11 protein-coding genes and 1 pseudogene are annotated in these 11417 nt (G+C 44.2%); 6 read left to right on the top strand and 6 right to left on the bottom strand.

The features are described 5' to 3' along the window. From AB4513_RS24490 to AB4513_RS24500, 3 genes are all read left to right on the top strand, one after another. The coding region (locus AB4513_RS24490) for a hypothetical protein (protein WP_206208465.1) at nt 1-193 on the top strand (193 nt) is incomplete at its 5' end. A 59-nt stretch (nt 194-252) separates the two neighbouring features. Continuing rightward, entirely contained in the window at nt 253-876 is a 624-nt protein-coding gene (locus AB4513_RS24495) for an HAD family phosphatase (protein WP_009845966.1), read from the top strand. A gap of 56 nt (nt 877-932) precedes the next feature. Beyond that, a complete protein-coding gene (locus AB4513_RS24500) occupies nt 933-1772 on the top strand; it encodes a hypothetical protein (protein ID WP_102258640.1) in 840 nt (279 codons plus the stop codon). Nucleotides 1773-1871: 99 nt separating this feature from the next. On the opposite strand, the gene AB4513_RS24505 is transcribed toward AB4513_RS24500, so the two are convergent. After that, complete coding sequence (locus AB4513_RS24505; RefSeq protein WP_009845964.1) at nt 1872-2447, bottom strand: sugar O-acetyltransferase; 576 nt, start codon at nt 2445-2447, stop codon at nt 1872-1874. Between the two features lie 167 nt (nt 2448-2614). Continuing rightward, nucleotides 2615-3613, bottom strand: a complete 999-nt coding sequence (gene add / locus AB4513_RS24510) for an adenosine deaminase (protein ID WP_009845963.1) — start codon at nt 3611-3613, stop codon at nt 2615-2617. A gap of 120 nt (nt 3614-3733) precedes the next feature. Between add and AB4513_RS24515 the strand changes: the two genes are divergently transcribed. After that, a complete protein-coding gene (locus AB4513_RS24515) occupies nt 3734-4669 on the top strand; it encodes a LysR substrate-binding domain-containing protein (RefSeq protein ID WP_009845962.1) in 936 nt (311 codons plus the stop codon). Nucleotides 4670-4805: 136 nt separating this feature from the next. Then, nucleotides 4806-6257, top strand: a complete 1452-nt coding sequence (locus AB4513_RS24520; protein ID WP_009845961.1) for a glutathione synthase — start codon at nt 4806-4808, stop codon at nt 6255-6257. Here AB4513_RS24520 and AB4513_RS24525 read toward each other — a convergent pair whose 3' ends face one another. The 4 genes and pseudogenes from AB4513_RS24525 to AB4513_RS24540 form a co-directional block, all read right to left on the bottom strand. Beyond that, nucleotides 6258-7778: an SgrR family transcriptional regulator gene (locus tag AB4513_RS24525; protein WP_009845960.1), complete on the bottom strand. Its 1521-nt coding sequence runs from the start codon at nt 7776-7778 to the stop codon at nt 6258-6260. Between the two features lie 10 nt (nt 7779-7788). After that, nucleotides 7789-8799, bottom strand: a complete 1011-nt coding sequence (locus tag AB4513_RS24530; protein ID WP_009845959.1) for a Gfo/Idh/MocA family protein — start codon at nt 8797-8799, stop codon at nt 7789-7791. Between the two features lie 113 nt (nt 8800-8912). After that, nucleotides 8913-9812 carry a homocysteine S-methyltransferase family protein gene (locus AB4513_RS24535; protein ID WP_009845958.1) on the bottom strand — a complete coding sequence of 300 codons (900 nt, stop codon included), beginning with the start codon at nt 9810-9812 and terminating at the stop codon, nt 8913-8915. 108 nt (nt 9813-9920) lie between these two features. Next, a pseudogene (locus AB4513_RS24540) lies at nt 9921-10310 on the bottom strand (phage integrase N-terminal SAM-like domain-containing protein). Nucleotides 10311-10657: 347 nt separating this feature from the next. On the opposite strand from AB4513_RS24540, the gene AB4513_RS24545 reads away from it, so the two are divergent. Next, nucleotides 10658-11287, top strand: coding sequence for a hypothetical protein (locus tag AB4513_RS24545; RefSeq protein WP_009845956.1), 630 nt, complete (start codon nt 10658-10660; stop codon nt 11285-11287). The last annotated feature ends 130 nt before the right edge of the window (nt 11288-11417 follow it).

An 11417-nucleotide genomic window follows, 5' to 3' on the forward strand; every position in this document is an offset into this window, starting at 1 on the left:
ATTCTTCCAGATAAAAGAAAAGACCGAACGTTTCCACGTTCAGTCCTCTTTGTCCCAGCCAAATATCCGTTCAGGTTCAAGCAATAATGCTTATCCGAACGGCATTAATTTTTATGATGGCCTTTTTCGTACCTGCTCGATGACATATTGTGATTTCAGTCCTTATTTTGTAAAACAAGGTTATGAACTTTAAGGTGCGGCATTTAATGTCGGTGTTGTTGTTATTTCACGCGAATAATTCAGGAGCAAGGTATGAGTACTCATCAAATAAAAAATGTGGTATTTGACGTCGGCAATGTGATTGTACGTTGGTCACCGCTAGAAATTACTCGCCTGACTTTCGGGGAACTTGATGATCTGGAAACCCAAGCGAGTTCAATTTTCCAAAGTACGATTTGGTTGGATTTGAACAAAGGGTTCTTAACCGAAAATGAAGCCAAACTTCGCTACCAACAAGAGTTAGATTTATCTTCATTAGAGTGCGATCGCCTGTTCTACTACGTAAAGCAAACGCAGATCTTACTGTACGGTTCTATTGACCTCATCAAGCAAGTAAAACGAGCAGGCTATGCCGTGTATGCGTTAACCGATAACGTGGTTGAGATTGTTGAGTACCTAAAAGCCACCTACCAATTTTGGCCGCTGTTTGATGGCGCGGCGGTATCCGCTGAATTGGGCATGCTTAAACCGCAGCCTGAGATTTACCAAGCGCTGCTGTCTAATAATGGTCTTGAAGCTTCAGAAACCGTCTTCATTGATGATATGCCCTATAACGTTGAAGGGGCAAAGGCTGTAGGTATGGCCGGTATCCAGTTTAGTGATGTGTCTCAGTGTGAAAGAGAATTGCTTGCACTGGGTATTGATTTGAATCGTTAACGGATTTGATGATTTCGGGTTAACGATTTAACTCTTCTTTCTAAGGGTTTAACAAGATGAAAAAATACTCAGTAAGATCAATGATCACTTTTTTGGTTCTCGCTTTATCTGGGTTGGTTCTTATTGTGGCAGCAATGCTGCAGATGCAAGGTGAAGAACCCTGTCACAATTGCTATGAATCAGATAAAGGGCAGTTTAAGTATGTCCTTTACGATGGAACCTCACCTTCGATAATTCCAAGTATTCACAACGAGCTATTGCTCAAACAGGCTCCTTTGATGAAGAGCTTCGGCCTTGATTCAATACCTGTCATAACGGTGAGAGTATGGCGAAACCAAAAAGCCTATTTGGATGAGCAGGAGCGGAGCATAGGGTATCGATATGCTTTCTCTACGGGGTATATTGACCCTAAAAGCAATGAAATTAGGCTGCTCTATTTTGGTGGTGAGATCCATAAAACCGCACTGCATGAGTTCGTACATTTACTGACTCTGCAAGTGAATCCGAACTTTGCGAATAATCCGCGTTGGTTGTGGGAAGCTATCGCTATCTACAAATCTGAAGATTATTGGTTTCACGTCAATAACAGGACTGCCATCAGTCGCCGTTTCGATGGGCTAGTTCAGGATTTATACCATAAGCCAAACAGTAGCTCGGCTGTTTATGAGCTTGGCTATACGGTCGGTGAGTTTATTGAACGTTCATGGGGGGAGGAGGCGTTTGTTTATCTCATTAAAAGCAATGGTGATCCATCACAACTTACAGAGCAACCAATAGAATCGCTGTTTTCTGATTGGGAAAAGTTCGTCAAAACCACGTACTTGAGTAGCCCGAAAAGTGAGTATGAAAAGGCCATGGAACGAAATCCATTCGATAGAAGAGACACGTCTAACTAATCAAAAAAGAGGTGATGTTTCATATGAACATCGCCTCTTTTCTATTTGTTGTTCTAAGTGGCTTCATTCTACTGATACGTTTTATTCTTCTCTTTAGCTTTATTGTTCGGTATTCAGATGTCGAATCAACTTCGCTGGTGTACCGCCGTATAAGCAGTCTGGCGGTACATCACTGTTGACCACAGAGTTCGCAGCAATCACTGAACGAGCCCCAATTGTCACGCCTTGATTGATCACTGAGTTACCGCCAACCCATACATCATCTTCGATTGTTATTGGTAAACAGAAGGTTTCCCATTTACGGCGGCTACGATAATCAAGGGAGTGTGATGGCGTATAGAATTGCGCACTTGGTCCAATTAAAACATTGTTGCCGATTTTGATGTTCGCACCATCTAGCATTACGGCGTTCATATTAATGAAGGTGTCGTCGCCAATCTCGATGGTTTTGCCAAACTCACAATGAAAAGGGGGTTGGATTAAGCTGCTACTACCAACCTTACCAAATAGCTGCTCTTGCAATGTGTGTTGCTGGTTTGGGTCTTGGTGGTGGTTGAAAGCCATTAGCGACTTTCTGGCATTGGCACGCATGGTATCAATTTCTTGATCTGCACCATCATACACTTGTCCAGATAGCATTTTTTCTAGTTCAGTTTTATTGTTTTTATTACTCATGCTTATCCACTTTACGAGAGTCTCGGTCTACATGACGAATACTGCAAGATTAGCGACTTTTAGACATAAAAAAAGAGAAAAGCGTCAGCCTTTCTCTTCCTGTTTTGTGCTTTAAGCACTAATGCTAAGTGAGCCCTGCTATTCAGCAAAAGGCGCGCTTTGCCAAATTAGATTTGCTCAACGAAACCCATTAGGTGCTGTTTCACTTCGTCTGAAGCAAAAGCGCTGTCGACTGAGTATTTGTAGATTTCTACGTAGTCTTCTTTTGTTAGGCCGAATGTTTCACACACACGCTTCACTTCGTTGGTCATGGTTGTGTTCGACACAGTGCGGTTGTCTGTGTTGATCGTTACAACGATGCCATCTTTTTTGAATTCAGCAATTGGGTGATCGCTGAATTGGTGAATACATTTAGTTTGAACGTTACTTGTTGGGCAAGTTTCAAGCGCAACTTGCTTCTCTTTAACGATGTTGTATGCGTCTTCGTTACCTTGGATGTGAACACCGTGGCCGATGCGTTCAGCGTCAAGCATTGTCACTGCATCGTAAACGTTTTGACCATGCCATTGCTCGCCAGCATGCACGGTAATGCGGTAGCCTTTTTCAAGAGCGTATTGCGTGTATTCAGGGAATTCAGCACAGAAGCCTGGTTTTTCGCCGCCCGCGATATCAAACGCCACAACACCTTTACCTAGGTAGGGTTGGCCTGCGTCGATTACGTCTTTGATAGAATCTTTAGGGAACATACGAAGCACAGACATGATGTAGTTGCCTCTGATGTCGTATTTCTCTTCAGCGCGCTTCATGCCTTTTACTGCACTTGCAATGATCGTATCAAGAGACAGACCTTTATTTACGTGCAGGATTGGTGCGAAGCGAACTTCTAGGTATTTAACGTTTTCTAGTGCAGCGTCTTCGTAAAGCTCAAAAGAGATACGTTCAATCGCTTCTTCAGTCTGCATTACTTGCAGTGGCAGGCTGAAACAAGCCAGGTACTCATCTAGGTTTTTGCAATCTTCTGGCACCGTTAGAGATTGAACAACCGCGTCGCGATCTTCAGGTAGTTCGATATTGTACTGTTTTGCTAGGTCAATAATCGTGTCTGGGCGAACACTTCCGTCTAGGTGGCAGTGTAAATCAATCTTTGGTAGTGCTAGAAAATCCATGAGTATTCCTTAATTCTATTATTCTTTGAGTGTTTTAACTCACATGCGCTAAATTTACCAAGACAATGATATGATTTAAAGTGACAATTAATCATCATTAACCTGAATTTAGGGAATATCATGGTAGATGTTAAAAGCTTACTTAAATGCGATATGAATTTGCTGCTTTGCCTGCACGTTCTCATTGAAGAGCGAAGCGTGAGCAAAACCGCAGAGCGACTCTTTTTGAGTCAATCTGCGGTAAGTAAACAGCTCACCAAACTCAGAGCTTTGTTTGATGATCCGCTGTTTGAGCGAGAATCTAAAGGGCTATTTCCCACACCCAAAGCACTCGCGTTAGCGCCTAAGATCCACCAAATTCTACTGCAAATCGAAAAGCTGACCGTTCCCGAAGTTTTCGATCCTAAAGACAGTGAGCGTACCTTCACTATAGACCTTGTTGAAACCGCCTACACAGCGATCTATCCGCATTTTATGCCGACAGCACTTGCCGATGCGCCGCACATTACCATCAACAGTTCGACGTGGAGCAGCGACAGCTTCAAGCGCTTACTCAAACGTGAGGTGGATTTTGGCATTGGTATTTTCGAATTGGATGAACGCGCTTCTACCCACGTGCAGTGTATCCCTGACGAGTTGGATTACGTGGAACTGTGCTTGGATTACTCGGTGTGTTTGATGCGAAATGACCACCCAGCCTTGCTGGAAGAGTGGAACCTCGACACTTTCTTGAAGTATCGACACATACAGTTGGTGACGGGTGGAGCGGGTGACTGGTTATTGATGGAAGTGCTTAACTCAAAGCAGCTTGAAATCAACAAAGCCGCGAATGTTTCAGACATCACCAGTGCCATTAAGCTGTGTAAGCAGAGTGATTTACTTATGTGTTACCCATACAACTCGGTACGCGATTACATTGATAGTGGAGAGTTGGTGATGAAGCCTGTCCCGGTTGATTTGGTGCCGGGAGGCTTGTTCCTTCTATGGCACAAATACTTCGATTCAGAACCTAGCCATAAATGGTTGCGCGATCTGATCATCGAGCAGACTCGATAGTTGAGATGTATAATCTATTCAAGCTTTTGAAAGATAAAACAAACGTAGTTGTTTGATAAAAAATCCAGTTTTATTTCGTCTTTTGGAATTAAGCTTCGTCTTATTCTGGGTGCTATTTTTATTTGGAAGATGAGAGATGACAATTCCACGGTTACCACAACAAATTATTGAAGACGCGTGTGAGTGGGCGATCATGCACGGTGTTGCGTTTCGCCAGTCAGATAATACTGCTAGGCATTGTCCTTTCAGCATTGCTCCTATGACTATGGAGCGCGAGGTTTTTGAACACTTGTTGAAGGTAACACCGCTGATCACCAAGTTAATCAGCAATGTTTCCGAAGATCATGATTTCTTGCAGTCATCACTGAGTGATATGGCCAAAGCTGATCCGTTTTTTGGCCGCTTGATGGAGCTGCATCAACAAGCGCATGGCGAGGTGTCTCATCGACTTTATCCTGCTCGCCAACCGCTGTTATTAATGCGTACTGACTTCATGGATGATCGCCAACATGGCGCGAAAGTGATCGAGTTTAATGGCATTGCTGCAGGTATGGCTCCGTTTGGGCAAAAGGCCACAGAGTTCCATGATTACATGCAAAATCAATGGCCTGAGACTTATCAGAGCTGGCTTGAAGATAAATCTGCAACTCCTGCTGAAAACCAAGGCTTAACGCAGTTGGCTTATGGTATAGCGACTTCAGCAAGAAAAGTGCGAGCTGACTTTAATGATTCAGATAAGCCAACATTCTTGATGGTAGTACAAAAGAATGAAGACAATGTTTACGACCAACACCTACTCGAAATTGAACTGCAAAAGCAGGGTGTACGTACGGTTCGTCGTACCTTTGAGCAATTGAGCTGTCAGCTTTCATCGGGTGATAACCAACGTTTGTTACTGCAAGATGTCGGCGCTGTCGATGTGGTGTATTTAAGAGCTGGCTATCAGTATTCAGACTACTGGGCTCCAGAACTCAACGAATCGGTTTGTTGTCATACACTAAGCCAAACGCGCGTGTTTATGGAACAACACCATGTCGCAATGAACGCGACCATCAATCAACAATTAGCGACCAGTAAAACCATGCAAATGCTGCTGACCATGATGCCAGCATCTGAATACGCACGTTGGGGTTTAACGCTAGAAGATGCGGAATTGGTGAAGAGTGTTTTAGCAGATATGAAGCCAATCACCAGTGACTCGATTGAATGGTTTAACACACAAGCTAACAAGCAAGAGTGGGTGCTGAAAAACCAAGGTGAGGGCGGTGGCCATTGTGTATTTGGTGACGACATCAGCGAACAACTGAGCCAGCTTAAACCAGAAGAGTACGATGCGTGGGCATTGATGCAGCGCTTGTATCCACACCAACGCGACGTACCAACCATTGCAGTGCGTGACACTCAACAAACGCTAGTGACAGATTTAGTCAGCGAAGTCGGCCTATTTACCGCTTACTACCAAGGTAAGCCAGTGACCGAACTGGAAGGTTACGCGGGTTACTTAATCCGCAGCAAACCCGCCAGCGAAAACGAAGGTGGAATCCACAGCGGCAAAGGCATTCTAGATTCGTTGGTGTTGATTGATTAGTTACAAATGGTTAATCCACAACTGATCGAGTTCGCACCAACCGAAACCATTCACTTGCGCGCCGTGTATCTTTTCAGAAACCTCTAAGTTGAACGCCTCTTGCTTAAGCTCAACCACATTCCCAGTTGCATTCAACCAATGCTTGAATGCCAACAGTGCATTCATCGCTAATTCAAAGTTTGGCTGGTTTCTTATTTCGGCTAAGCCTTGTTGGATTTTCTCTAGCATTTCAGCAGGCAGCGCCAAGTCCTCAAACGGGAAGCGAGTGAAAAAGCTTAACCACGAAGTGAAGGGGTCGTTCTCATCAATAATGCTGCACAACACGACGTCTTTGGTTGTTAGGTAGCTAGTTAGGTAGTTTCCATATTCCACGCTGGTTTTGTGGTCGCCAGACACAGACAACAGCTCGAAAAGGGCTTGGCATTCAGAGGTGTCTTCAACGGTGAATTCACGCTCTGTTTTCGACAACGCTGGGTTTTGAATCTTAAAGAAGGTTGAGCCGAATTCCGGTTTGGAATAATGGTCGCCACCACGCACGTTGGTGGTCTTTTCGGGCAGTTTCACGCACACCTGATTTTGAGCGCAGGCTTTGCTCTGTGCCCATTCTGGATAGACCCACAACTCGACTCGATTGAGAATCGGCGTGCTGTGTGAATACGCGCTATTACGGCTTAATCTCAACATCTTGCTTGAGAAGATGTCTAATGAGAACGCGCCAGATCCAATCAGCCTATCAGTCGGTGATGAGGGATCAAATACGGAGGCTTCAACTCTGGAAAGTAAGCGCGGTAAATGCCAATCAGGTTGATTCAATTTCACGACAACCACATTACCTGCCGAGGCAGAGACCTCATCAATATGCTGATAACAGCGACGCCATATTTTGCTTTGGCAGAGTGAATTAAGGTTGCGCGCTATGTCTTGAGGTTCGAGTGTTCGACCTTTATGAAAGTGAACGCCATTACGTATTTGAAAGTGCCACCGTGTCGCATCTTCATTAGGCTGCCAATGATAAGCCAGATCGCCGCTGAGTTTACCGTGCTTAACAGAGGTTAGGCGTTGGCAAACTTGCATCACTAGGAAGCGTTCGGTGCGTCTAAGTACTCGTTGAGGGTGAAGAGCCTCGAGCTCTCGGTGAAACGGGATATACGCGATATTCTGCGCCGACGAATTGGTATTGCTTAGAAAGGCTTGCAACTCAGCGCCAGCATTGCGGCCATTGAAGCTTAAGGTGCTAAACACCTGTTCTATATTACCCGCATCGGCTTGGGTTTGTGCGTATTGGTAACACGCCTCAATGGGCTCAACCAGACACGTCAGCTGTGCTTTCTTACTTCGGCCTGAACTGGCTTGCCACTCAATCCAGCCTTGCGCTGTCATCGCTTTGAGTAAGGTTTGAACGTGACGTTCACTCACGTGCAGCAGTGTGGCCAGTTGGTTAACCTGACAATGTGATACTCCAGGCCCAAAAGCCTGAAATATCTTTTCATACAGTTCAAGCTTGCGCTTAAGGTTGCCCAATTTGCTTTTCCTAACGACGAGGTTGAGTTAAATGTGGATAGCCAGAGTCAATGAGTGCGTTTTCCATCGTATCGAGAACTCGAGAGGTTATCTCTGATCTTAGGATATTCGATTCAGTTTTGCCTTGAAGCACCAAATCTGAAAAATGGTCGATTTCAAACTCGAATCCATTCCCTGTCACTGGGTAGTTGATGGTCGATTTTTTCCCTTGATGTTCAATCTCAATAAAGGCCGGATTCCACCATTTTTCGTGAATGGTGATCTTAGTATCAGGCCCACTCAAGTGCGCTGATCGGGGAAGGTTTTGCACTGTTGATGCCGATATCTTACCGTTCATATCACCAGAGAAGGTAAAGTACGCATCGGTATCAACATTTGCCCCCTCATAAAGACACGACATCTTTACCTGAGGTTTTGAAGGGTTCACACCCAGTGTTCGGCATAGATCGTAGAAGAACCAAAGCCCATAGACCCCAACATCGAGCGTTGATCCGCCTGACAAATCCGGATTGAAGATAAACAAATCGGGCTCATAGTCGTGATGGTTGCCAAAGCTGGCTTCGATTGAATCTATTTGAATGTGGTTATCGACCAAGAATGATTGGAGCTCACGATACGCGGGAAACACCACGGTTTTCATCGCTTCTAACAGCATCACGCCATTTTGCTTGGCGAGGGCTTTCATCTCAAGCCAGTCAGCAAGGTTGGTAAAAGCCGGCTTCTCGACCAATACGTGCTTATTGTTCTTTAGAAACAGTTCTGCGAGTGGCTGGTGGTATGGGTGAACGGTGGCGATGTAAACCGCTTCTACTGCTGGGTCATTCGCCATCTCTTCATAAGAACCATAAGCCTTGTCGCAACCAAACTTGTTGGCGAACGTGGCTGCGCGTGTATGGTCTCTCGCGGCAACCGCATAAAGCTCACCATGCAAACAGTGCTCTGTGACTGCCGCTGCGAATCGATTCGCGATATTACCTAGCCCTGCGATGCCCCATTTAATTTTGCGTTGCGTGTCGCTCATCAGTTACTCCAAATCGTTGTTTTGTCTCAGTGTACTCAGAGACGCCACATACAAATAGAGAACAGATTTCTCAACCTGTTCTCTATTTATTTTATTCTAGTTGAAGCTCAGGATTAGCTCTGTAGGGAGCGTTTCCAATCGGCTAGGGCTTGAATGTGTTTTGGTCCGATGCCACAACAGCCACCGACGATATTCGCACCCAATGCGTGCCAGCGTTTGGCGTAAGCTAGGTAACCTTGGCCATCCAGCTCACGCATCTCTTGAAGCATGTCATTGGCCTCATGTTCGCTGCTGATCGGCGCGAAGTTGTTCGCATAGACACCGATTTCCAGATCACAGCCTAGTTCTTCGATCACTTTTTTAGTATCGATGATGGCTTGATCCATCACTTCAGGCACTGAGCAATTAAACATAACGCCTGTAGCGTTGGATTGGCAGGCCAGTTTGATGGCGTCTGTTACGCTCTCGCCAGAACGAATGCTGGCAGAATCGCCCTTGGTGTCTTCCAAACTAAAGGCGTAATAACACGGTTTGTTTGATTGCTTGAGTACTGCATGAATGGATTCGAATTCTTGCAGGCTACAAATCGTTTCCGCGATCCAAAGGTCGATGTTTGGGTCTTGCGCATCGTAAAGGGTTTGAATGATAGGGGCTGCTTCTTCGACCTTAAACAAGTCTGGTCGGTAGCTGCCAAATGGCGGTGGAATCGCGCCTGCTACTTTCACTGTGTGAGGGGCATTGTCAGCAACGGCTTTAGCCAGTTCGCCAGATAGCTCTGCGAGTTCAAAACCTTGTTGTTTGAACAGCTCTTCACCCAAATGAAAAGGTACACAGGCGTAGCTATTGGTGATCAGGATTTCAGCACCAGCATCGACAAAGTTTTGATGCGCTTGGCTAACAAAATCGGGTGCCTCAATCAGCGCTTGAGCACTCCAAAGTGGTTGAGAAAATGGCGCGCCAATTTCTTTGAGTTCTCGGCCCATGCCGCCATCAAGTATGGTTAGTGTTTTCATATTCAATACTATCTAAACAATTGCTGAAGTTCTGCCGTCACCATATCAGACAACTTTGCTAGACAGAAGCCATCAAGCCAAGGTTCAACTATCGATGAGGGAGTTTCGCTATAGGCCGTCTAGTGGGCTAGTCGTGCCACTAAAGTGTTGCCCAATAACGTGAGTGTATATTTGAGTTGTCTTGACATCACTGTGCCCCAGTAGCTCTTGAACCGTTCTGATATCGGAGCCTGACTTTAGAAGTTGCTTAATAAATTGATTGTATCAATAGGCTAGAGCATTGAGAGCTACCTTTTGAGTATTGATGGCGACTTTTTGTTGATTAGCTAAATGAGAAAGAAAGGAGACAACTTCAGCGGCATGCATCTGTTCAGGGTGTTTAAGCTTATGAAAATGAATGAAGTATTTTATCCAGTAACAGTAGGCTTTGATTGTCTTGCGACTATAGCCTCGCATCGTCATATGTTCGCAAATTGCCTGCATGAATTGACTCGCCATATATTCCCCTCACAAAATCTGTACATACAGACAGTTTATTGCTTGTAGAATAATTAATGACTTAAAAAAGAGTGGTTTTTAACTCTGATTGAGCACGAATTTAACGAGAGGTTTATTTTAAATTATTGATTACAATGCAGATTTGTCGGTGGTTAAGAATGAGGCCGAGCGTTACATAGTCGGCAATATGTGCTTGCACGTTTTCACACTTAATGTTTAGACCCACTTTTATATTAAATGCATAGCATTCAGTTGGTTATGAGCGACCTTTTTGATATGTTAAGCGGATGGATTCGTGCTTGCACGATATTAAAATGTTATATTTTTAATTTATTTATGGAGTTTTAATGGACGATAAAGAACAACACCTAAGAGAAATGAATATAGGTTCTCATATAGCATGGGGGGCTGCGATGTGGGGCTCAGCTGAAGCGGCAAAAGAAAGTAATAATTATATGAATGCTGTTATCGGATATTACTATGCTGTATTTCATGTGGGATTTGCTCTCATTAATACTGATCATACTTTCCACCTGGAAAATATGAAAAGTATGAAACATAACAAAATTGAAAAGTGGCTTGAGGATCAACTTCATTGGAAAGATGATATGGATTACAAAACACTTCGAAGAGTAAGAGAGAATGTTAATTACTTGGGTATGGGAGAGCCAAGTACAAAATTAATGGTTGTCCGTGGGCATCAATTTGGTTATGACCTTGGTCATGAGAAAGTTGATTTCTTTGATATGGTTGAAAAAGCCAGTGAGTCTTCTAGAAGAATATTTGAGAATATATTTCAGCAAATTGAAGATTTTTGTGTAACAAATAAGTGGCAACCACTTCAACATGGTCGAGAGTATTATTTTGATGAATACCTTGATGAAGATGTTTTACTCAATGTTTTACCAAGAGATAAGGATGGGCTAGTTGCGCTAAAGAAAGCAATGAATCTAATCTTAGGTAACAAAAAAATATAACAAACTGTTCAAGATGGATTCGCAACGCATGGCATTTTTACCATGCGTTGGTTTAAGTGATTAAGGTGGTATGCGGCGGCTTAGGTATTGCGTTGCTCACCCCTTAACAGGGCTACATGGATTCCCCCGG

The organism is Vibrio sp. 10N.222.54.E6, from assembly GCF_041473955.1.
GTDB lineage: Bacteria > Pseudomonadota > Gammaproteobacteria > Enterobacterales > Vibrionaceae > Vibrio > Vibrio tasmaniensis_A.

What these genes read in the sequence shown, in the direction of transcription:
- AB4513_RS24495 (WP_009845966.1), top strand. Translation starts at nt 253, where the DNA reads ATGAGTACTCATCAAATAAAAAATGTGGTATTTGACGTCGGCAATGTG.
- AB4513_RS24500 (WP_102258640.1), top strand. Translation starts at nt 933, where the DNA reads ATGAAAAAATACTCAGTAAGATCAATGATCACTTTTTTGGTTCTCGCT.
- AB4513_RS24505 (WP_009845964.1), bottom strand. Translation starts at nt 2,447, where the DNA reads ATGAGTAATAAAAACAATAAAACTGAACTAGAAAAAATGCTATCTGGA.
- add (WP_009845963.1), bottom strand. Translation starts at nt 3,613, where the DNA reads ATGGATTTTCTAGCACTACCAAAGATTGATTTACACTGCCACCTAGAC.
- AB4513_RS24515 (WP_009845962.1), top strand. Translation starts at nt 3,734, where the DNA reads ATGGTAGATGTTAAAAGCTTACTTAAATGCGATATGAATTTGCTGCTT.
- AB4513_RS24520 (WP_009845961.1), top strand. Translation starts at nt 4,806, where the DNA reads ATGACAATTCCACGGTTACCACAACAAATTATTGAAGACGCGTGTGAG.
- AB4513_RS24530 (WP_009845959.1), bottom strand. Translation starts at nt 8,799, where the DNA reads ATGAGCGACACGCAACGCAAAATTAAATGGGGCATCGCAGGGCTAGGT.
- AB4513_RS24535 (WP_009845958.1), bottom strand. Translation starts at nt 9,812, where the DNA reads ATGAAAACACTAACCATACTTGATGGCGGCATGGGCCGAGAACTCAAA.
- AB4513_RS24545 (WP_009845956.1), top strand. Translation starts at nt 10,658, where the DNA reads ATGGACGATAAAGAACAACACCTAAGAGAAATGAATATAGGTTCTCAT.